Below are 20,154 nucleotides of genomic sequence, written 5' to 3'. Positions count from 1 at the left end.
CGAAACAACCGCTAAGCTTGTGCAGTGGGCCTTGCCCACTGCGTCTTTACCCCGCAGTTTTTACAAGCACAGGAGCACCGATGGCTGGACACAGTAAATGGGCCAATATGAAGCATCGTAAGGCCCGCCAGGATGCGAAGAAAAACAAAATCTGGACCAAGATGATCCGCGAGCTGACCACCGCAGCCCGCATTAGCCCCGATGTTGCCGCCAACCCACGCTTACGTTTGGCCGTCGACAAAGCCTTAAGTGAAAATATGACCCGCGACACCATTGAGCGCGCCATTAAACGCGGCGCCGGTATGCAGGACGGTGAGCAATACGAAGAGCTGGTCTATGAAGGCTATGGGCCGGGCGGTGTCGCGGTTATCGTTGAAACCATGACCGACAATAATAAGCGCACTGTGGCTGATGTACGGCATGCCTTTAGCAAATACGGTGGTAACCTCGGTACCAGCGGTTCAGTCGCTTATATGTTTCAGCGCAAGGGCGTGTTGTTGTTTGCGCCGGGCATTGATGAAGATCAGCTATTGGAATTAGCGTTGGAAGCCGGCGCCGATGATGTGCAAAGCCATGAGGATGGCAGCCAGGAAGTGCTGACCAGCCCGGACGCCTTCAGTGCCGTAAAAGATGCGTTAGCGGCAGCCGGTTTTACTGCCGAATCAGCAGAAATCACCCTGTTACCGGATACCCGCGCTGAACTTGATGCCGATACCGCGGCCAGGTTTATTAAAATGCTCGACGCGCTGGAAGACTCTGACGATGTGCAAAACGTTTACCATAATGCCGACATTAGCGACGACATTATGGCAACTCTGGAGTAAGCTTGGCGATTATTCTGGGTATCGACCCCGGCAGCCGGCTGACCGGTTATGGCGTGATTAAGCAGCTTGGCGGTAACTTTAGTTATGTCGCCAGCGGCTGTATCCGTACCGGTACCGATGAGCTGCCGGAGCGGTTGATCCGCATTTTTAACGGCGTAAGCGAAATTATCGCCCAAACTCAGCCCACTGTGTTTGCGATTGAGCAGGTCTTTATGGCGCGTAATGCCGACTCTGCGTTAAAGCTGGGGCAGGCTCGGGGGGCGGCCATCGTCGCGGCCTGCCATGCCGGGCTGTCGGTGTTTGAGTATTCCGCCCGCCAGGTGAAACAGGCGGTGGTTGGAACGGGCGCGGCCGATAAAGCGCAGGTACAGCATATGGTGCGTTATCTGTTAAAGCTACCGGCCAACCCGCAGGCCGATGCTGCTGATGCACTGGCAGTAGCGCTGTGTCATGGTCATACCCAGCAGAGCCTGGTCAGTTTGGCCGGGCAGGCCAGTAAAACGGTACGCGGTCGTTTACGTAAATAAGGAAAGCTGATGATTGGTCGTTTACAAGGCACTATTCTGGAAAAACAACCCCCGGATCTGCTTATTGATGTTGGTGGTGTGGGTTATGAAGTGCAGCTGCCACTGACCAGCTTTTATGAATTACCGGACGTGGGCAAAACCGCTATCCTCTATACCCACTTTGTGGTGCGTGAAGATGCGCAGCTACTCTATGGTTTTAGCAATCCGACCGAGCGCAGTTTATTTCGCCAGTTGATTAAAGCCAATGGCGTCGGCCCCAAGCTGGCGCTGACTATTTTATCCGGCATGACCGCGCAACATTTTGTGCGTTGTGTGCAGTTTGACGATATCAGCACCTTAATTAAACTACCTGGTGTCGGTAAAAAGACGGCTGAGCGGCTGGTGATTGAAATGCGCGACCGCCTAAAAGATTGGGGTGTGACACCACAAACGCTGGTAACCGATAAGCTACAGCTCAGTGATGATGAAGCCATTTTCGCGCCGCCAGCCACAGCCGAGCAGGATGCGATTGGCGCTTTGCTGGCCTTGGGGTATAGTCAGGCACAGGCCGCGAAAGCGGTAAAACAGTATTTAACGCCGGGTATTAGCAGCGAGCAGCTAATCAAGGCGGCCTTAAAGAGTATGATTTAAGCCATGATTGAAGCCGATCGCCTGCTGCAGCCGGGAATATTAAAAGAAGAAGAAGTAATTGACCGTGCGATACGGCCAAAAAGTCTGGCGGATTATACCGGTCAGCAGCATGTGCGCGAACAAATGGCGATCTTTATCGAAGCCGCCCGCGGCCGCGGCGATCCACTGGATCATTTACTGATTTTCGGCCCGCCGGGTCTGGGTAAAACCACGCTGGCGATGATTGTTGCTAACGAAATGGGCGTCAATATTAAAACCACTTCTGGCCCGGTGCTGGAAAAAGCCGGGGATCTCGCCGCGCTGTTAACCAATCTGGAGCAGAATGATGTGCTCTTTATTGATGAGATCCATCGCTTAAGTCCGGTGGTGGAAGAGATCCTGTATCCGGCGATGGAAGACTATCAGCTGGATATTATGATTGGCGAAGGACCTGCCGCGCGCTCAATCAAGCTCGATCTGCCGCCTTTTACGCTGGTGGGGGCCACCACCCGGGCCGGTGCCTTAACCTCCCCCCTGCGCGACCGCTTTGGCATAGTGCAGCGGTTGGAATTTTATAAGGTCGAGGAGCTGAGTCAGATTATTCAGCGTTCAGCCCATTATCTGAATATGCAGCTGGACGTGGCAGGGGCGACCGAAATTGCCCGCCGCTCGCGCGGTACACCGCGCATTGCCAACCGGCTACTGCGCCGGGTGCGCGATTATGCGCAGGTAAAATCCAATGGTGTCGTGTCTATCGAAGTTGCCTCAGCCGCACTAAAAATGGTCGATGTCGATGCTGAAGGCTTTGATTATATGGACCGTAAGCTGCTAACGGCCATTATTGACAGCTTTATGGGGGGGCCAGTGGGGCTGGATAACCTGGCCGCAGCGATCGGCGAAGAGAAAGAAACCATTGAAGATGTGATAGAGCCGTTTTTGATTCAGCAGGGTTTTATTCAGCGTACACCGCGTGGCCGCATCGCCACAGCAAGAGCCTATCGTCATCTGGGTTTTGATTTGCCCGAGTCGAAATAAGTCGAGTTAAAAAAAAGCCCGCTCAATGAGCGGGCAAGCAACAAGTTGAAGGAAGTGCTTCAATAAATCCAGGGAACATGTTTGGAGCAAACAACAAGACCTCTCTCACAAAGTCTCATTGTTAAGTGAACTGTCTAAACAACCAAAACTCGCTACCACTTTTCCGGTTGTCTTTGCGCTAGCTCAGAACACCTGCGTATCTTAAAGATTTGGAGTAATTACTTCAAACGAGAAAAACTGGCACTTTGCCATTAAAAAAACTAATGAATATCTGAATTGCCGCCAGGGAGAATGCCATGCAATTTAGCGGGTAAATCTGTAGATTTGGCGCTTGTTCATCCAGCGTTAAGCTTGGTTGCCCAAGATAAGCTTCGTGATACTTTAAGTCGGCAAAAATGATTTATTCGATAGTCGGTTTTACTGCTAAAGCCAGAAAGCAGAGCGCGTTTTAATACAGCTGTAACACATTCTGATTTCGGGCAGAAAAACAAGTGGCGGCGCTAAAAAAATATAGTTGTGAAAAGCGATGCCAACCGATTGAGTTAAATTGCAGGCTTAATTATCATACAGGCGCGAAAAATCGTCGTTTCAGCTCATGCAGTTGCAGGCTTGTCTTCGAGTTGTTGTCACCAGCGCCTTAGCGGTGGCATACGGGCAAGTGAACCTGATTAACTCCCTGATTAATGAGGAAAAGCGCGCGCCAGTGGGTAGCGTGCCCTTGCGGGTGAGCGAATGATACAACGACGGTTTTACGCATTAGGCTAAGCCCTTAGCTGCCGGTACAAGACAACTGAACCAACTTTGGTTGACTCAGTCTTGTCATATCAGTACCTTAGCATCAAAGGCTGCAAGTAATTCATTCGTTTAAACAGAGGTGCCAACAGGTGACAGGTTCAGGTGAAATTTCGATTCTGCATTTATTGCTCGAAGCCAGTATTGTGGTGCAGGCGGTTATGTTGATCCTGGTTGGTATGTCGATCACCTCCTGGGCGATGATTTTTAAACGCAAAAAAGTATTGAAAGCCGCACTGGATGACGCGAAAAAGTTTGAAGACCGTTTCTGGTCCGGTGTTGATCTGTCAAAGCTGTACGCCGAAGTCAGTGCCCGGCAGCAGGCAGATGGTCTGGAGTCATTATTTAAAGCTGGTTTTAAAGAGTTTGCCCGTTTGCACAAAAGCAGCCGCCAGTCAGCAGCCGTCATGGACGGTACTCACCGCGCGATGCGCGTTGGCTTGTCGCGCGAAGTAGAGCGTTTAGAGCAAGACCTGCCTTTTCTGGCTACCGTTGGTTCGATCAGCCCGTACATCGGTTTGTTTGGTACGGTTTGGGGTATTATGAATTCCTTTATTGCACTGGGCTCAGTGCAACAAGCCACCTTGTCGATGGTCGCACCCGGTATCGCTGAAGCCTTGATTGCGACTGCCATTGGTTTATTTGCTGCTATCCCGGCGGTCATCGCCTACAACAAGTTTTCGCACGAAGTTGAACAAATTGAAAGTAGCTACGTCAATTTCGTGGAAGAGTTTGCCAATATCCTGCATCGTCAGGCTGTCAGTAGCGGTGAGGCAGCCTGATGTATACCCGTAAAAAGCGTCGCCCGGTAGCTGAGATTAACGTCGTACCCTATATCGACGTTATGCTGGTGCTGTTGGTGATTTTTATGGTGACCATGCCGATCATTACCCAGGGCGTAAATGTCGAACTTCCAAAATCTGCGGCTGAGCCCATTGCGCAGATGCAAGATGGTAAAACGCCGTTAATCGCTACTGTGGATGAAGATGGGCTGTATTACTTTGAAAAAGACGGTAAACAGCAAGGTCCTTTTACGTCCTCACAATTACAGGTAGAAGTCGCCAGCTGGTTAACGATTGAACCTGGCACTCAGGTTATCGTCAAAGGGGATGGCCGCGTTGATTACAATTCCGTGATCCGCCTAATTAATGTATTAAAGCAGGCCGGTGCGCCGGCTGTCGGGTTGATGACGGACAATGAAGTTTGAGCTGAGTGAAAAGTGGTGGCAAACGCCGCTGGCAAAGTCGGTGGGTTTGCATCTGGCATTGGTATTGGGTTTAGTGATCAGCGGTTTAAACTTCTGGCCTAAGCCTACACAGATTACTTTGTCTGGCGAAGCAGGCAGTGCCAGTGCTGAGCCGCCACCACCGCCGCCGGCACCGGTGCAGGCAGTGGCGATTGATCGTCAGGTGCTTGAACAACGCGTTGCGGAAATCCAGAAACAACAGGACGATGCTAAGCGCGCAGAAGAGCAAAGAATTCGTGACTTAGAGCGTCGTGCCCAGCAGGCAGAGCGCGCCCGGGCACAGGAAGAAGCTCGCTTAAAGCGGGTAGCGGAAGAGAAACGTAAGGCTGACGAAGCAGCCGCAGCGTCAAGACGTGCTGCAGCGGATGCCAAGAAGCAGCAGGAAGCCGAAGCGGCAAAAGCACGGGAAGCTGAACAGCAGCGTGCTGCGCGGGAGCAAGAGCGCAAGAAGGCCGAAGAAGCGGCTAAAGCGGCTGAAGCAAAGCGCAAAGCTGAACAGGAAGCTCTGGCTAAAGCCCAGGCTGAACGTGAGCGTCAGGCCAGAGAGCAGCGTGAGCGGGCAGAGCAGGAGCGGATGCTGCAAGAGCAACTGGCCGCTGAAGCCGAAGCCAGACGCCGTGCCCGTGCACAGCAGGCCGTAACCGAAGTACAACGTTACACGGCAATGATCAGTGATGCGATTACCCGCAATCTGATTAAAGATGAGTCTACCATGCGTGGTCGCTCGTGCCGGGTAAACATCCGTTTGGCGACTAATGGTTTTGTAACCAGCGTCAACGTCATCAGTGGCGACAGGGTAGTGTGCGACGCTGCCGTACGGGCAGTAAACCGGGCCGGAACCTTACCGATGTCTCAGGATCCGGATGTGTATAATCAGTTAAAAGATATAACCTTAACGGTGGCACCTGAATTTTGATTATGACTAGATTACTTCGAAGCGTGTTTTGCAGTGTTTTGTTACTGCTGGGGGTGCAGGCGCAAGCCTCACTGGAAATTATTATCACTGACGGTGTGGACTCAGCACGGCCTATCGCGGTGTTACCCTTCACCTTTAAAGGCACCAACCTGCCTCGTGAGAATATTGCTGAGGTGGTGGCGGCTGACTTAATGCGCAGCGGTAAGTTTAGCCCGATTCCTTTTATTAAAATGCCACAGCGGCCCTCCAAATCGGCTGAGATTAACTTCTCGGCCTGGGCGCGTGAAGGCGTTGAAGCCATTGTAATGGGTGAGATCACTGAAATTGGTATCGACCGTTATAGTGTTAGCTTTGAGCTGATTGATGTATTAAAGGGCAACAGCGGCCTGAGTTCGCAGATGTTGAATGCCGGCCAGTTGGTAGGCAGTAGTCAGTTTATTCTGGACAGTCGTGAAACGGTGATCAACGGCGGTCAGTTCCGGCAGTATGCTCACAGAATCAGCGATATTGTCTATGAAAAACTGACTGGCGAACGCGGCGCTTTCCTAACCAAAATCGCTTATGTGCTGGTTAAACCGCGCGACGAATTCCCGTATCAATTGATCGTTGCCGATTATGATGGTTATAACCCTCAGGTGTTGCTGCGTTCGAAAGAGCCGTTAATGTCACCGGATTGGTCACCTGATGGTACCAAGTTGGCTTATGTCACTTTTGAAAAGCGTCAGGCGCAGATCTATATCCAGGATATCTACACTGGCCGGCGTACCATTTTAACCGCCTTCCCGGGTATTAACAGCTCGCCACGTTGGTCGCCGGATGGCCGTCGTATGGCAATGGTGTTATCCAAAGACGGTAATGCGGAAATTTACGTGATGGATATCGCGACTAAGGCATTAACCCGGGTTACTAACCATCGTGCTATCGATACCGAGCCAAGCTGGTCACCAGATGGTAAAGAAATTGTATTTAGCTCGGAGCGTGGCGGTAATCCGCAGCTCTACACCGTAAATTTAGCAACAGGTGATACCCGTAGGTTAACGTTCCAGGGGGAAATGAACCTGGCCGGGACTTTTTCGCCTGATGGCCAATCCATAGTGATGGTAAATCGTACAAATGGACGCTATCATTTAGCACGTATGGATCGGCAGAGCCGTTTTTTACAAGTGTTAACCACGACGAATCTTGATGAGTCGCCCAGTGTTGCACCAAACGGTTCTATGATAATATACAGCACCATGCATGGTAACTCGCAGGTGTTGGCGCTAGTTTCTATGGATGGTCGTTTTAAAGCAAGACTACCGGCGACTGATGGATTGGTAAAATCGCCGGCGTGGTCACCTTTTTTATAAAACAAAAACTTGGTAAAACTTGGTAAATATAATCTAAGGACAACATTATGAACTTAAACAAAGTGTTAAAAGGTTTGTTAGTTGCAGTTCCAGTATTAACTCTGGCAGCTTGTAGCTCTAAATCTTCTACTGGTGCCGGTGATGCCGACACTTCAGCAACTACTCAAACTGTACAGGTTGAGCGCGTAGATCCAAACGCTTCTGCTGCTGAGCAAATGCGTTTAAAAATGGAAGCTCTGCGTCGTGAAAACACTGTTTACTTCGACTTCGACAAATCGACTATCCGTCCAGAGTTTGCTGAAGTATTACAAGCACACGGTGAGTTCCTGCGCGCTAACCCAAGCGTACGTGTAACTATCGAAGGTCACACTGACGAGCGTGGCACTCCAGAGTACAACATCGCCCTGGGCGAGCGTCGTGCACTGTCTGTAGTTCAGTACTTACAGAACCTAGGCGTAAGCGCTGGTCAACTGTCTACTGTTAGCTACGGTGAAGAGAAGCCAGCTGTTCGTGGTACCAACGAAGCAGCTTACGCACAAAACCGTCGCGCAGTTTTAGTATATTAATTTAAACGGTACGAGTGAGGATGACAGTGAAGAAACCGCTGCTTATTGCAATGTCCTTAGTTAGTGCTGGTGTGCTGGCCAATCCGGCCCCGGTTACTGAGATAGGCAGAAGCGGCAGAGTTGCTTCTTCCACCACTGCTGTGGCAACAGGTTCTGTTGAACAGCGGCTGGCCGCTCTGGAGCGCGTGGTTGAAGCCCGTGCCGAAGCGCAGGTAAGAATGCAGCAACAACTGCAGGTCTTGCTGGATGAAGTCAGTGAGCTGCGTGGTGTTACTGAAAACCACTCGTATCAGCTGGATGAAATCGTTCAGCGGCAACGTGATATTTACCAGGAAATCGAACGGCGGGTAAGTGCCGTGCAGGGCAGTGCTGGCAACAGCACTGCCAGTTCGGCAGCCGCAGCGAGTGGCCCGGCAGTCACGGTTTCGGGCAATGCCTCGGAAAATGACGCCTATGAGAGAGCGGTCAACTTAGTGCTGAAAGATCGGCGCTTTGATGCTGCTATTCCAGAATTTGAGAATTTTTTGCGTACCTATCCCAATTCAGTTTACGCGCCGAATGCTCACTTTTGGCTTGGTCAGTTATTGTTTAATAACAATGATAATGCAAAAGCCAAAACCTCGTTTGAGCGGGTGGTGACAAACTTCCCCGATTCGAACAAAGTAGCGGATGCGTTGTTGAAACTGGGTCAGATCGCCGAGCGGCAGAATGATAAGGCTACGGCCTTAACCCATTATCGCAAGGTGGTGTCAGCTCATGGCAGTACAACAGCTGCCAGGCTGGCGAAAGAGCGGATAGACGCGCTGAAATGATCGACCCGGCCAAGTGCCGGGTTTTTTATTTTTAGCCCCAGCGACGCATTACGTACCCAAGCGCTGCTTTATCCAACAAAGTCAGCCGCCGCCGCTGGCATTTTAAGCAAACAGCCCGCCTCAGCGCTTTTTTTCACAGTTTTTGGTTGCACAAATTCCGTAAATCAGTAAGATATGCGTCCGCGGTAGGGGTCATTAGCTCAGCTGGTAGAGCAGCGGACTTTTAATCCGTTGGTCGATGGTTCGAATCCATCATGACCCACCAAACCGCGCAAACAAGTAAATCCGAAGTGGGTCATTAGCTCAGCTGGTAGAGCAGCGGACTTTTAATCCGTTGGTCGATGGTTCGAATCCATCATGACCCACCACTTCGCATTATCCTGTTTGGGTCATTAGCTCAGCTGGTAGAGCAGCGGACTTTTAATCCGTTGGTCGATGGTTCGAATCCATCATGACCCACCACTTCTCGCGTTATCCTGTTTGGGTCATTAGCTCAGCTGGTAGAGCAGCGGACTTTTAATCCGTTGGTCGATGGTTCGAATCCATCATGACCCACCAAACTGCCTGATACTGTCTTTTTTGAATCGTCCCTTATATAATACGCGCCCTTATCAGCTGACTGAGTGAGCCTAATGGAGCAGCCGTTGTATTTTTCTGAGCAGGACTTCCGTTTCCCGAAAAAGCCTGTGCCATTAACTGACGATCAAAAGCAGGCCTACAGGGCGCGCATTAAAGCGCTGCTGGCCGCTAAAGATGCTGTGCTGGTCGCCCACTACTACACCGATCCGGAAATCCAGGCCCTGGCTGAGGAAACTGGTGGTTGTGTGTCAGATTCACTGGAAATGGCCCGTTTTGGCAATCAGCATCCGGCAAAAACCCTGTTGGTAGCCGGGGTAAAATTTATGGGTGAAACGGCGAAGATCCTGACGCCGGAAAAAACCGTGATTATGCCAACGCTGGAAGCCACCTGTTCGCTCGACTTAGGCTGTCCGGCTGCCGAGTTCTCTGCATTCTGTGATCAGCATCCTGACCGAGTGGTGGTGGTTTATGCTAATACCTCTGCGGCAGTAAAAGCCCGTGCTGATTGGGTGGTTACCTCATCAATAGCGCTGGACGTGGTGGATTACCTTGATAGCCAGGGTAAAAAGATCCTGTGGGGCCCGGACAAGCATCTGGGGGCCTACGTGCAGAAGAAAACCGGCGCCGATATGTTGCTGTGGAACGGCGCCTGTATCGTGCATGACGAGTTTAAAGCCAATGCGCTGCGTGAGCTGAAAAAGCAACACCCGGAAGCTGCCGTACTGGTGCATCCGGAGTCGCCGGATAGCGTAGTGGAGCTGGCGGATGCTGTAGGCTCCACCAGCCAACTGATTAAAGCGGCACAAACCTTACCAAACCAGCATTTTATTGTGGCTACCGACCGCGGTATCTTTTATAAGATGCAGCAGTTAATGCCAGAGAAAAGCTTTGTCGAAGCTCCAACAGGTGGTAACGGTGCAACCTGTCGCAGCTGCGCGCATTGCCCCTGGATGGCGATGAATGGCTTAAAAGCCATTGAAGAAGCGCTGCTAAGCCCAAGCGGCCATGAAATCTTTGTTGACGCCGCCTTACGCGAGCGGGCGCTGTTACCGTTAAACCGGATGCTGAATTTCGCCAAAGAGCAAAAGGTGCAGGTAAAAGGCAACGCCTGAGTTGTGATTGCTCAAAATAGCGGCAACAACAGCGGCCAACGCATTTAACCCTTGCACCGCCGCTGCTTTTTCCCTAGTATAGCGGCGCTTGCAGTGCAAGCCCCGGAGAGATGGCTGAGTGGCTGAAGGCGCACGCCTGGAAAGTGTGTTTAGGTTAACCCCTAACGAGGGTTCGAATCCCTCTCTCTCCGCCAGATTAAAACAAAAGGCCCACGCCAAAAGCGTGGGCCTTTTGTTTTAATGCGGTGAGCGAGGTCTTGGTTCGAACCCTGCGGTTCGACAAATTCGCCGGGAGCACAAAATTGTCTGGAACAATTTTGGACCGCGCGAGCGCGGGTCCGAAGGACTGAGGCAGGAAAGCCTCAGCAAATTTGGACGCACTTTAGTGCGGCCCGTAGGGCCAGCGCCAAGGATGGCGCTGGCAATCCCTCTCTTGGCCCACGCCAAAAGCGTGGGCCTTTTGTTTTAATGCGGTGAGCGAGGTCTTGGTTCGAACCCCGCAGCACTATTATCTCAACCCAAACCGCTTTAACACCTCAGCGCGCTCGGCCGCTGGCAGGGCAGCCAGTTTCTGCTCGGCTCGCTTGTTCAGTCGGATCACCGAACCGCGTTGTAATTGACGTAACTGTTGTGACAACTCCAGCTCGCCCTGTGCGGTAACTTGTGGCTGTAATAAGCTACGGCACTCATTTACGCCGGGCGCAAAACCCAGTTTGCGGGCATAGGCGTCTAACTGGCTGCTGGCAACGGCCTGACTCTGCAACTGACAGTACTCAATATTGGAGTATACATAGCTGTTATTACTGGCCAGCGCATTCAGGCTGAACAGGGCGGTCAACGACACCACAGCATTAACTAATAATTTCATCACGATCTCCGGTTAAGTTAGGTAAACTGTGCGCAGTTTAGGCCTACCTTGTGACAGCCCTATGGCGGAAACACGAGATTAATTGTGACAAAAGGATAAGAATTTCTTATGCATGACTTGCCTTATCTGCGCGGCTATCCGGACACGCTGCGCCAGCAGGTACAGCAGCTGCTGGCGGCAGGCAAGCTGGCGGCAACACTGACCCAGCGCTATCCACAAAGTAGCCACGATATTCAAACCGATAAAGCCCTGTATGATTACACTCAGGTGTTAAAGCGGCAATATATGAAAAGCAGCGAGCCAATCAGCAAAGCCGTATTCGATCCAAAAATCCATGTTATTAATAATGCCCTGGGTACCCATACGCAAATCAGCCGGGTGCAGGGTGGTAAGCTGAAAAGTAAAAACGAAATCCGCATCGCCAGTCAGTTAAAGCAGTTGCCCTTGCCGCTGTTAAGAATGGTGGTGGTACATGAACTGGCGCATCTGCGGGAAAAGGAACATAACAAGGCGTTTTATCAGCTGTGTCAGTATATGGAACCGGCTTATCACCAGCTGGAGTTTGATTTACGGCTCTATCTTACCTGGCAGGATAGTGGCAGCGCCGCATAAAAAAGGGCGCCGGGGAAAGACCAACCCCAGGCGCCCCTACCAGGGAAGTGTTAGAAGCTTACTGTGTAGCGCAGCGTCCACAAGCGGCCAATCCAGTCATGTACTGAGCTGGCATAGCCATTGGTTGGCGAAGACGCATAAGGTGGCGCCTTGTCGGTCAGATTACGAACCGCCAGGCTAATGCTCTGGTTATCGGTAATGTCGTACCCCAGGCTACCGCTTAACGTGGTCCAGGACTTCACGGTTTCATTGCCGCCAAAGCGGAAATCACCATCGCCCATAGAGCTGACGTAGTGTGCTGACAAGCTGGCTTTCCAATTGCCTGAGCGCCAATCGGTACCAAAATCCGCCACCAGATCCGGCCGGGCAATTTCGTTGGCGCCGGATAAGCGGCCCAGCAAATCTTCTTTTGGCGAGTCAGGCGTTAACTGCCGCTCATAACTAAAGGTTTTGGTGCCAGTGGCATAGAACTTAAAGCTGCCGTAATTGGTATCCAGCCGGTAGTTCAGGTTAACGTCGATACCATCAGTTTCCTGACTACCGATGTTGTAAAAGCCGGTGCGCAGGAACACCAGTTCGTTATTCACTACTACACAACCAAAGCTGTCGCCCAGCGCGGCTTCACTGCCGGTTACCGGCACGTCACCACTTAAACAACCACGCAGGGTAGTGATTGAATCGTAGTCAACGATATCGGTATGCCGGTAACGCCAGTAATCCACGGTCAGTTGCAGGCTATCGGTCAGGTTCCACGACATGCCGACGTTAAGAGCCCGCGACTTCTCAGCGTCTAACTCTTTATTACCGACCCGCTCTTCGTCATAACCAATTTCAACCGGCTGGTTACCGCAGAAGCTGAGGAACGGCTGACCAGGTAAACAGCTGATATAGTTAAAGCCCAGTGATTTACCGGCACCTATTTGCGACAACGACGGTGCTCTGAAGCCGGTACTGGCGGAAGCACGCAGGATCAGATTGTCGGTAGCGCGGTAGCGTAGTGACAGTTTGGGGTTAACATCACTGCCAAAATCGCTGTAGCTGTCGTAACGCAGAGCCGCAATGGCATCCAGTTGTTCGGTTAACGGAATATGCAGTTCTGAATACAGCGCATATTGGTTACGGTCTGCGGCAGCATCGCTGGCACCGAGCGAATAAACACCGTCGGCGGCAGCGATGGCAGAAGGCTGATCAGAAATTTTTTCACGGCGGTATTCGCCACCAAATACTGATTGCACTGAGCCTGCCGGCATGGTGAAGAGTTCACCGTTTAAGCTGAAATCGACGGATAATACCGTGGAATTGCCTTTGCGTGGTGCCAGCTCACGCATGCCATCAATGACGCTTTGTGGCGTATCCAGGCCCAGGTTGAACGGGTTAAAGCTACCATTATCAACTGCCTGGCGGACTTTGGCCCGCGAAAAATAGCCAGAAACATGACGGATTTCGCTGTCTGACTTACCGTAGCTGACGGCGGTTTCATAGCCCCAGTTACCCAGTTCACCCCGTATGCCGGCAAGCGCGCGGTATGCCTGATCGTCAAACTCCTGACTACGACGCTCCGGGAAGCGGGTACGCAGGCGGATATTATTATTCGGGTTACCGTCCAGTGCATTGATGGTTCTGGCCCAGTTCGGTACAAAGGCCGCGCTGCCAGGAACCGTAATATCTAAACCGGCAGGTGCATCATAAGTAAAACCGGTATTACGCTGGTACATGGCTTCGGCAAAGAACTCACGGTTATCACCAAGATCGTAATAGTGATTTACAGTGGTACCAAAGTTACGGGTCTCCGGCTGGATCGCCCGCTGGATCACGTAGTCATATACACAGCGACTGTTGCCATTACTGGTATCCGTTCCGCACCAGGGTTCCGGGTAGTCGCGGCCATCAATGGTGACCCGCGTATTAGACTTAAAGGTGACTTCAACATCGCGGTCTTTGTTAAACAGGGCGTTGCGGTCAAAGTAATCGATGACCACTGTGGTATTGCTGTTTGCAGTGCGAAAGCCGCCGACATAGGTTAAATTTTTGCGGTTAAAATCATGGCTGGAGGTATCATCGCCATACATCACAGACAGTTCATGGCCCTCGAAGTCTTTGCGCAGGATAAAGTTAATTACACCGGCAATGGCGTCTGAACCGTAGACTGATGAGGCGCCGTCGGTCAGGATCTCTACCCGTTCAATCGCTGACATCGGAATGGCATTAACGTTGACAAAGGTATCAGCGCCATTGGCGAAGGAGTCAACAGCGACCCGGCGACCATTTACCAGTACCAATGTTGAGCTGCTGCCCAAACCACGTAAACTGACGCCGGCCGAACCCGCTGGGGTACCATCATTACCGGCAGTACTGCCAATTTCATTAAAGGTACCGGCACTGGCCTGAGGTAAATCACGTAAAAAGCTGCTGATGCTGTCATAGCCGCGGCTGGTCAGTTCATCCCGGCTAAATACCTGCAGTGGGTTAGCGCCTTCCATATCCACGCCTTTGAGGCGTGAACCTGTGACTTCAATTTTCTCAATCTGCGGCTCTTCAGTCGCGGCTTGTTGCGCCATGGCGCTGGCAGATAACGCCATAGCCACAGCCAGACTCATCCGGGAAAACCGGATCAGGTTGCTTTGCTTCATTTTTATTCCTCTGGATAGTTTTATTGTTTTGACGTTGCCGTTAGCGACAATCGGGTTATAAAAGCTGCGTCAAAGCAAAACCAACCAAGGAAGCGCGACCATAGGCATGCTGCGGCTAAAACCGGAGACAACACTAAGGGGGAGCGTTACAGATGGACGCCTCTGCCTGACGCAGAGGGAGAACTAATTATTGAACCACTCGGACAGATAATAGGGAGCACAGTAGTAGCCGTAGCGATTGCATGCGCATTTTTGCATTAGCTGCCTCCTGTGAGAATGGGTGATGGAAAATCAAACTGTCGCTATAATTCGCCGATCTATCGCAGACTGTCAAGTAAATTTTTTCGCCAAGGGTCCAAACTACGATTTTACTGTTGCCGGATCATTGCCGGCCGCTCAGGCGATTGCTAGAATCGCAACGCTTTTCATCGCCACGGCTTTACGCCTGTTCGCTTATTAATCGGGGTTGGTATGCGTCGATTTGTCTTACCTGTGATAGTCAGCTTTAGTCTGTGTTCTGCCGCCGTGCTGGCCAAGCCTGCGACAGTGGTATTTAGCAGTGATTTTGAAAAATCGGCACTGACGCCCTGGCGACAGTTAGGCGAGTGTCAGCTTAGCAGCGAACAACCGCGCACCGGACAGCAGGCACTGCGCTGTGCCGCCGGTACCAGCAGTTTATTTAGCCGCGATGCATTAAGTGAACTGGGCTTACTGGAGTTTTGGGTGTTACCTGAAACCGAGTTTACCAGCTACCGCATCCAGGTTTTAGTGGCCGAGCGTAATACGGTCGATGCCAATTGGGCACCGGTTGCAGTGATTGAGCATCATGGAGGTAGTGTCGGTTACCAGGCGCACCGCATCTCGGTTGATGATCCGGGGCGTAAGTTTTTACGACTGGATATCGAGGCAAATCAGGGGTTTGTGCAGCTGGACGATGTGCAGGTAGAGCGCATTCTGCTGGCGACAGCCTTACATAAGAACGAACAGCGGATTATCAGCGGTATCCTCGACAAACTGCGCCGCGATCAGAATATTGAATTGCAATCTGAGTCCTTCCGCACCCTTGGCAGCAATTATGCCGCACAACTGGAGGTGCAGCGGCAGTATCTGGAATATGCCAATGCGCTGCACTCTGGGATCTCTTTGGTGCTGGCCAGCTCAGAGCGCAATAAAATGTCGAATCCGATGGCCTACGCCACCTTCCGTAATATTATCAGCGATACGCGTCGGGTCAGTTCTAAAATTCAGCAGGCACGGCTTAACTCAATGATTAAACCCTTTGGCGATCTGGTTACTGCCACGCTGAATGTGGTCAGTGCCGGTACCTATGCCGCCTTTGCTGAACCCTTTAAATCCTTTCTGGCGGCCAGTTTTGACCGCTCTAATTATCAAAATGCCGGATTAAGCCGTGCCGATCGTAAGTTTGCCGAAGAACACGGGCTGAAGATCTATCAGGATGCCGAGCGTTTTTTAACTGAACTGGAGCGCGAGTTACAACAGGTTAGCCAGTTAGATAGTGAATTAGCAACAATTCAGCGCAATATCGAACTGTTTCGCCGCGATCTGGAGAAGCAACTACGCGACACGCTGCTGCATGCCAATATCGCCAGCTCAAAAGAAAATATCAGCCGCGTCCTGAGTAAAGATGAAAAAGTGCGGCAAAGTATCAGTAGCGCCGTGGCCGGTAATATCAGTCTGAAAGCCGGCTCTTATCTGAATGACGGTAACAATACCGAGCTGATCCGCTTTGTCCTGAAAACCTCAGAGTTACTGGAGGCGATGCAAAGCTACCGCGACGGTTTTAATCAAATCACTGCGGCGATGCTAACCTACTACGAGCGCTTCGAACGCTCGATTGCTGCTGAGCAAAACCCTTTTACCGAAAAAGCCGATCGGGATGCCTGGGAAAATCATGCCAAAAAGGCCCGCGATTATCTGAAACAATCCCGCGAGTCGTTTAATAAAGCCTACCTGTAAATTGCTCAAAAAGTGAGCAGTGCTAAGATGGTCCGGCTATACTCAGAACGGACGCTGCGATGAGCGTCCGGTGTCGTCACCTTTAATGCGAGGAATGACTATGAGTGCTTACTTTGCCGAGAGTCAATGGGGCAGGGTGCGTGCCCAAGCCAAGCTGCAGTGGGACAGGATCAGCTATGCCGAATTGGAGCAGGCACGCGGCGATCCGGATTATCTTGCCGAATTAGTGCAGGAACGTTACCAGCTGGATGAGGAAGATGCCCGCCAGTGGGTGCAGGAGTTTTTTGATAGTCTCTGATCCCCAGTTGTCGATATTGTGATAACCGGCCACTGCTGCTATTAGCTGGCCGGTTTTTTTACGGCAATTCCGCTGACTGATGCTGCCATTTATCGCAAGGTCCTGGCGCTGTTGCCGGTTCGCCTCGCCTGGGTCGCCAATTTAGGTATAATGCTCGCTGATTCAGGCGATAAAGAGGGCGATACCTTGTTAAAAGCAACTCTGGCAATTGTGCTGTTATCCAGCAGTCTGCTGGCTACCGCGGCAGAACCTCGTACCATGGAAAGAACCATGAAGACCATGGGGTTTGCCTTTAAACTGGCGAATGAGGCCGCGACGCCGGTTGAAGCCTTACCTCATTTGGAGAAACTGTTTCGTTTAACTGAAGACGCTAAGCAGGTGGCTATGCCGGCCGATAAAGCCGCCGTGTTTCAGGAAGGTTTGGATAAGGTATTGGTCGAACTAACGTTAGCGAAGCAGGCTGCTGCCGCTGATGATGCCGCTAAACTGCAACAACACCTGACACAGGTGGCCCAGTTGCGTGAACGTTATCATAAAGAGCGGCGTTTTAGCTTGTGGCAACTGATATTTGGCCGTTTTTAAAAGCGCCACGGTGTTCAGCCTGGGCTCAGACTGCGGGACCTATAGTTAGGTTGAACCTGCAGCAAAGGAGCTTCGAGATGAAAGCCAAGCAAAGCAAGCAATCGCTCGCAGAGCGTTATCACTATCGGTCGCATACGGTTGACCTTAGTCAACAGGAGCGGCGGGCACTGAGTTTAGTCTGGTCAGAGCCAGATGAAGCGAGGCCTCTGCGTAATACTGAACAGGACACCGAACACTGCGCTGTGCTCGGTTATAACTGAGTTAGTCTTTAGCCCGGCTGATACCGGGCTACAGACTGACGTTTCAGGCTCAGGCCAGACCAACGTAGACGTTTTGCACGTCATCGTCGTTATCGATAGCGTCTAAAAAGGTTTCTACTTCGGCGCGGGCGGCGTCATCCAAGCTTACCGGGTTATTGGCGCGGTAAACCAGTTTGGCAGAATGTACGTCATAGCCAAATTCCGGTAAGGCTTTGGCAACGGCATCCAGATCGGTGCTTTCGGTTAAGAAAATCACTTCACCGTCTTCGCCCTGCTCAAAGTCTTGAGCGCCGGCTTCAATGGCGGCAAGCTCCATGTCGGCATCGGCTGACGTGGGCACGGCTTCAATTTGTCCCAGATGTTTAAAATCCCAGGATACTGAACCTGAACTGCCAAGTTGGCCTTTGCGGAATAAGATGCGCATACTTTGGGCACTGCGGTTTTTGTTGTCGGTTAAACACTCAACAATAACCGGCACCTGGTGCGGGGCGAAACCCTCGTAAACCACGGTTTCGTAGTTTACCGGGCCATCCAGCAGGCCCGCACCTTTTTTAATTGCCCGCTCCAGCGTATCTTTTGGCATCGACGCCTTTTTGGCTGCTTCAATGGCCGAGCGTAACTTGGCGTTCATGCTGGGATCGGCACCATTGCGCGCGGCAACCATAATTTCTTTGGCAAGTTTGGTAAAAATACGACCTCTGGCATTGGCCGCATCCATTTTATGCTTGGTTTTCCACTGGGCACCCATAACGCATTCCTGTTAAGCTGAAGAAAAATTTCGGTCGGCTAGTCTAGCGAATTGCAGCCATCGGCTGCAACCGCTGACTGGGGTTTTTTAATCCGGCTAGCCGTTGTTGCCGTAAAGCCTATTTTAATTTTTGAGAGCAGGTATGAATTTAGCGCATATCCGGGCAGTAGCCTTTGATCTGGATGGGACTCTGGTCGACTCGCGATTGGATTTTACGGCGATATGTCAGGATATTGGCTGGCCAGTAGGAACGCCTTTACTGGAGCGGCTGGCTGCTTTGGGTGATTGTGCTGAGGCCCGCCGCGCGGCGCAGATTATTTATCAGCATGAAATGCGCGGCGCGGAGCAGGCGTCCTGGATGCCGGGCGCGGCGGCATGTCTGCAGCATCTTATTGCACAGCAGCTGCCGTTAGCTATCCTCACCCGCAATATGCGTGACGCCACCCGCTTAATGCTGCAGCGGCTGCAGATCCCGGTATCGCTGGTATTAACCCGGGAAGACTGCGCGGCCAAGCCGGATCCGGCGGGCTTGTATAGCATCGCTGAATACTATGCCATCCCTTGTCAGCAGCTGTTGTACGTTGGGGATTATGTATTTGATCTGCAAACTGCCAGTAACGCCGGCGCCTGGTCTTGCTTGTATCTTAATGATACTAATCAGCATTTCAAACCACTGGCCCACTATCATATTCAGCACTTTAACGAGTTGGCCCAGGCGTTTTAGTAGGCAAATGGTTAATCAGCCAGCAACGGTTGTTATTCCTGACCGGGCGCACTATAGTGGTTGTATAAGAACAACCTGAAAAAAAGGTGCAGAGTGCTGGCGCGGTTAAAGGACAATTTCTATCTGGCAATGATTAGCCTGGTCGGCCTGATAATCACATTATTTGTTACACCTTATGCAATTTACCGGCTAAGTACCGGTAATCTGATTGTGGGTATCGCTGACTTATTGATCGTGTCGTCCGCTATTGCCGCTGTGATTTACGCCTGGCGTACCGGTGATACGGTGCGCCCCGGTAAGTTTCTGGCGGTGGTGTTTTGTGCCGGAGCCGTTATTGTCTGCCTGAACCTGGGCATCAGTGGCGTATTCTGGATTTATCCGCTACTGGTGTTTATCTTTTTTCTGGCCGCGCCACTGACCGCAGTTCTGCTGTCAATGGCGATGCTTGGGGTATTAATTGCTACCGATTTGTTATGGCCAACTACCATTTTTGAAAGCCACTATCAACTGACGGCCTTTGCGGTCACGGCCTTTATCTCCAGCTTTTTCGCCTATGTGTTTGCCTACCGTACCCAATTACAACGCAACGAACTCAAACAGCTGGCTAGCATTGATAGCCTGACTGGCGCCGGTAATCGTCATACTTTAAATGCCGAACTGGAGCTGGCGGTACAGTTAAAGCAAAAACTGGGTAGCCGCTTTGGCGTGATCCTGTTTGATTTGGACCATTTTAAGCAAATTAATGATAACTATGGCCACCGTATTGGTGACGATATGTTGATCCGTCTGGTGCCACTGATTGCCAGTACGCTAAGACAAAGTGATCGGGTCTTCCGCTATGGCGGCGAGGAGTTTCTGGTGTTACTGCGTGATATGCAAGCGGAGGATTTACCCTTGCTGGCTGAAAAAATTCGCCAGCGGGTAGAAGCGCAATTACTGCTGCCAGATGGCAAGGCAGTGACCTTGTCGGCAGGCACCGCCATGTTGCAAACGGCGGAAGATTGGGAGCAATGGTTGCACCGGGCGGATATGGCGCTGTATCAGGCCAAACATCAGGGCCGCAACCAGGTGGTTGCAGCCTGATTTTA

The 20,154-nt window shown here is 51.5% G+C and carries 21 protein-coding genes and 5 tRNA genes; 23 read left to right on the top strand and 3 right to left on the bottom strand.

Going from position 1 to position 20,154, the window contains the following annotated elements; translation table 11 throughout:
* Positions 1 to 80: 80 nt before the first annotated feature.
* The 16 genes from H1D31_RS10615 (at position 81) to H1D31_RS10540 (ending at position 10,561) form a co-directional block, all read left to right on the top strand.
* The gene (locus tag H1D31_RS10615; protein WP_261258414.1) at positions 81 to 824 is read left to right on the top strand and encodes a YebC/PmpR family DNA-binding transcriptional regulator; all 744 of its coding nucleotides are present in this window, start codon (positions 81 to 83) and stop codon (positions 822 to 824) included.
* A 2-nt stretch (positions 825 to 826) separates the two neighbouring features.
* The gene (gene ruvC / locus H1D31_RS10610; RefSeq protein ID WP_008951678.1) at positions 827 to 1,351 is read left to right on the top strand and encodes a crossover junction endodeoxyribonuclease RuvC; all 525 of its coding nucleotides are present in this window, start codon (positions 827 to 829) and stop codon (positions 1,349 to 1,351) included.
* A 9-nt stretch (positions 1,352 to 1,360) separates the two neighbouring features.
* Positions 1,361 to 1,981, top strand: coding sequence for a Holliday junction branch migration protein RuvA (gene ruvA, locus H1D31_RS10605; RefSeq protein WP_261258411.1), 621 nt, complete (start codon positions 1,361 to 1,363; stop codon positions 1,979 to 1,981).
* Between the two features lie 3 nt (positions 1,982 to 1,984).
* Positions 1,985 to 2,995: a Holliday junction branch migration DNA helicase RuvB gene (gene ruvB, locus H1D31_RS10600; protein WP_065955218.1), complete on the top strand. Its 1,011-nt coding sequence runs from the start codon at positions 1,985 to 1,987 to the stop codon at positions 2,993 to 2,995.
* 884 nt (positions 2,996 to 3,879) lie between these two features.
* Positions 3,880 to 4,569, top strand: a complete 690-nt coding sequence (gene tolQ, locus H1D31_RS10595) for a protein TolQ (protein WP_008607902.1) — start codon at positions 3,880 to 3,882, stop codon at positions 4,567 to 4,569.
* On the top strand, positions 4,569 to 4,994 hold the full coding sequence (tolR, locus tag H1D31_RS10590; protein WP_261258407.1) for a protein TolR: 426 nt from the start codon (positions 4,569 to 4,571) through the stop codon (positions 4,992 to 4,994). Before tolQ ends, tolR begins: the two co-directional genes overlap by 1 nt.
* The gene (gene tolA, locus H1D31_RS10585; RefSeq protein WP_261258405.1) at positions 4,984 to 5,949 is read left to right on the top strand and encodes a cell envelope integrity protein TolA; all 966 of its coding nucleotides are present in this window, start codon (positions 4,984 to 4,986) and stop codon (positions 5,947 to 5,949) included. The genes tolR and tolA overlap by 11 nt, the downstream gene beginning before the upstream one ends.
* Positions 5,949 to 7,298 (top strand): Tol-Pal system beta propeller repeat protein TolB, encoded by a 1,350-nt coding sequence (gene tolB, locus H1D31_RS10580; RefSeq protein WP_261260086.1) that lies wholly within the window; start codon positions 5,949 to 5,951, stop codon positions 7,296 to 7,298. The genes tolA and tolB overlap by 1 nt, the downstream gene beginning before the upstream one ends.
* Positions 7,299 to 7,345: 47 nt before the next feature.
* Positions 7,346 to 7,864 (top strand): peptidoglycan-associated lipoprotein Pal, encoded by a 519-nt coding sequence (gene pal / locus H1D31_RS10575; RefSeq protein WP_261258403.1) that lies wholly within the window; start codon positions 7,346 to 7,348, stop codon positions 7,862 to 7,864.
* 20 nt (positions 7,865 to 7,884) lie between these two features.
* Positions 7,885 to 8,676: a tol-pal system protein YbgF gene (gene ybgF / locus H1D31_RS10570; protein WP_261258401.1), complete on the top strand. Its 792-nt coding sequence runs from the start codon at positions 7,885 to 7,887 to the stop codon at positions 8,674 to 8,676.
* Between the two features lie 189 nt (positions 8,677 to 8,865).
* Positions 8,866 to 8,941, top strand: a tRNA-Lys gene (locus tag H1D31_RS10565).
* A gap of 27 nt (positions 8,942 to 8,968) precedes the next feature.
* A tRNA-Lys gene (locus H1D31_RS10560) sits at positions 8,969 to 9,044 on the top strand.
* A gap of 18 nt (positions 9,045 to 9,062) precedes the next feature.
* A tRNA-Lys gene (locus H1D31_RS10555) sits at positions 9,063 to 9,138 on the top strand.
* A gap of 20 nt (positions 9,139 to 9,158) precedes the next feature.
* Positions 9,159 to 9,234 (top strand) — tRNA-Lys (locus tag H1D31_RS10550).
* Between the two features lie 74 nt (positions 9,235 to 9,308).
* Positions 9,309 to 10,367, top strand: a complete 1,059-nt coding sequence (gene nadA / locus H1D31_RS10545) for a quinolinate synthase NadA (RefSeq protein WP_261258399.1) — start codon at positions 9,309 to 9,311, stop codon at positions 10,365 to 10,367.
* 104 nt (positions 10,368 to 10,471) lie between these two features.
* Positions 10,472 to 10,561: transfer RNA gene (locus H1D31_RS10540), tRNA-Ser, on the top strand.
* Positions 10,562 to 10,875: 314 nt separating this feature from the next.
* Here H1D31_RS10540 and H1D31_RS10535 read toward each other — a convergent pair.
* Entirely contained in the window at positions 10,876 to 11,235 is a 360-nt protein-coding gene (locus H1D31_RS10535) for a hypothetical protein (protein ID WP_261258397.1), read from the bottom strand.
* Between the two features lie 108 nt (positions 11,236 to 11,343).
* Here H1D31_RS10535 and H1D31_RS10530 point away from each other — a divergent pair, with 108 nt between their 5' ends.
* On the top strand, positions 11,344 to 11,847 hold the full coding sequence (locus tag H1D31_RS10530; protein ID WP_261258395.1) for a YgjP-like metallopeptidase domain-containing protein: 504 nt from the start codon (positions 11,344 to 11,346) through the stop codon (positions 11,845 to 11,847).
* A gap of 50 nt (positions 11,848 to 11,897) precedes the next feature.
* Here H1D31_RS10530 and H1D31_RS10525 read toward each other — a convergent pair whose 3' ends face one another.
* Positions 11,898 to 14,477 carry a TonB-dependent receptor gene (locus tag H1D31_RS10525; RefSeq protein WP_261258393.1) on the bottom strand — a complete coding sequence of 860 codons (2,580 nt, stop codon included), beginning with the start codon at positions 14,475 to 14,477 and terminating at the stop codon, positions 11,898 to 11,900.
* Between the two features lie 471 nt (positions 14,478 to 14,948).
* Here H1D31_RS10525 and H1D31_RS10520 point away from each other — a divergent pair, with 471 nt between their 5' ends.
* The 4 genes from H1D31_RS10520 to H1D31_RS10505 all read left to right on the top strand — a co-directional run bounded on the left by H1D31_RS10520 (position 14,949) and on the right by H1D31_RS10505 (position 17,594).
* A complete protein-coding gene (locus tag H1D31_RS10520) occupies positions 14,949 to 16,454 on the top strand; it encodes a hypothetical protein (RefSeq protein WP_261258391.1) in 1,506 nt (501 codons plus the stop codon).
* 100 nt (positions 16,455 to 16,554) lie between these two features.
* Positions 16,555 to 16,752 (top strand): hypothetical protein, encoded by a 198-nt coding sequence (locus H1D31_RS10515; protein WP_008607926.1) that lies wholly within the window; start codon positions 16,555 to 16,557, stop codon positions 16,750 to 16,752.
* A gap of 150 nt (positions 16,753 to 16,902) precedes the next feature.
* Entirely contained in the window at positions 16,903 to 17,334 is a 432-nt protein-coding gene (locus H1D31_RS10510) for a cytochrome b562 (protein WP_261258388.1), read from the top strand.
* A 77-nt stretch (positions 17,335 to 17,411) separates the two neighbouring features.
* Positions 17,412 to 17,594, top strand: a complete 183-nt coding sequence (locus tag H1D31_RS10505; protein WP_261258387.1) for a hypothetical protein — start codon at positions 17,412 to 17,414, stop codon at positions 17,592 to 17,594.
* A 49-nt stretch (positions 17,595 to 17,643) separates the two neighbouring features.
* Here the strand turns inward: H1D31_RS10505 and H1D31_RS10500 are convergent, their stop codons facing one another.
* The gene (locus tag H1D31_RS10500; protein ID WP_261258385.1) at positions 17,644 to 18,342 is read right to left on the bottom strand and encodes a YebC/PmpR family DNA-binding transcriptional regulator; all 699 of its coding nucleotides are present in this window, start codon (positions 18,340 to 18,342) and stop codon (positions 17,644 to 17,646) included.
* 142 nt (positions 18,343 to 18,484) lie between these two features.
* On the opposite strand from H1D31_RS10500, the gene H1D31_RS10495 reads away from it, so the two are divergent.
* Together H1D31_RS10495 and H1D31_RS10490 are read left to right on the top strand one after the other, a co-directional pair.
* Entirely contained in the window at positions 18,485 to 19,066 is a 582-nt protein-coding gene (locus tag H1D31_RS10495) for an HAD family hydrolase (protein ID WP_261258383.1), read from the top strand.
* A 93-nt stretch (positions 19,067 to 19,159) separates the two neighbouring features.
* The gene (locus H1D31_RS10490; protein WP_008607931.1) at positions 19,160 to 20,149 is read left to right on the top strand and encodes a GGDEF domain-containing protein; all 990 of its coding nucleotides are present in this window, start codon (positions 19,160 to 19,162) and stop codon (positions 20,147 to 20,149) included.
* Positions 20,150 to 20,154 lie beyond the last annotated feature (5 nt).

Origin of the sequence: Alishewanella sp. BS5-314 (genome assembly GCF_025377695.1) — a bacterium.
Taxonomy (GTDB): Bacteria; Pseudomonadota; Gammaproteobacteria; order Enterobacterales; family Alteromonadaceae; genus Alishewanella; species Alishewanella aestuarii.
This window is presented reverse-complemented; position numbering and strand designations above follow the sequence as displayed.

Coding starts and splice junctions, on each gene's coding strand:
- nadA (WP_261258399.1), top strand. CDS start 9,309: ATGGAGCAGCCGTTGTATTTTTCTGAGCAGGACTTCCGTTTCCCGAAA.
- H1D31_RS10495 (WP_261258383.1), top strand. CDS start 18,485: ATGAATTTAGCGCATATCCGGGCAGTAGCCTTTGATCTGGATGGGACT.
- ruvA (WP_261258411.1), top strand. CDS start 1,361: ATGATTGGTCGTTTACAAGGCACTATTCTGGAAAAACAACCCCCGGAT.
- H1D31_RS10505 (WP_261258387.1), top strand. CDS start 17,412: ATGAAAGCCAAGCAAAGCAAGCAATCGCTCGCAGAGCGTTATCACTAT.
- H1D31_RS10520 (WP_261258391.1), top strand. CDS start 14,949: ATGCGTCGATTTGTCTTACCTGTGATAGTCAGCTTTAGTCTGTGTTCT.
- ruvB (WP_065955218.1), top strand. CDS start 1,985: ATGATTGAAGCCGATCGCCTGCTGCAGCCGGGAATATTAAAAGAAGAA.
- H1D31_RS10510 (WP_261258388.1), top strand. CDS start 16,903: ATGCTCGCTGATTCAGGCGATAAAGAGGGCGATACCTTGTTAAAAGCA.
- pal (WP_261258403.1), top strand. CDS start 7,346: ATGAACTTAAACAAAGTGTTAAAAGGTTTGTTAGTTGCAGTTCCAGTA.
- tolR (WP_261258407.1), top strand. CDS start 4,569: ATGTATACCCGTAAAAAGCGTCGCCCGGTAGCTGAGATTAACGTCGTA.
- H1D31_RS10615 (WP_261258414.1), top strand. CDS start 81: ATGGCTGGACACAGTAAATGGGCCAATATGAAGCATCGTAAGGCCCGC.
- H1D31_RS10515 (WP_008607926.1), top strand. CDS start 16,555: ATGAGTGCTTACTTTGCCGAGAGTCAATGGGGCAGGGTGCGTGCCCAA.
- ybgF (WP_261258401.1), top strand. CDS start 7,885: ATGACAGTGAAGAAACCGCTGCTTATTGCAATGTCCTTAGTTAGTGCT.
- H1D31_RS10500 (WP_261258385.1), bottom strand. CDS start 18,342: ATGGGTGCCCAGTGGAAAACCAAGCATAAAATGGATGCGGCCAATGCC.
- H1D31_RS10525 (WP_261258393.1), bottom strand. CDS start 14,477: ATGAAGCAAAGCAACCTGATCCGGTTTTCCCGGATGAGTCTGGCTGTG.
- H1D31_RS10530 (WP_261258395.1), top strand. CDS start 11,344: ATGCATGACTTGCCTTATCTGCGCGGCTATCCGGACACGCTGCGCCAG.
- H1D31_RS10535 (WP_261258397.1), bottom strand. CDS start 11,235: ATGAAATTATTAGTTAATGCTGTGGTGTCGTTGACCGCCCTGTTCAGC.
- tolA (WP_261258405.1), top strand. CDS start 4,984: ATGAAGTTTGAGCTGAGTGAAAAGTGGTGGCAAACGCCGCTGGCAAAG.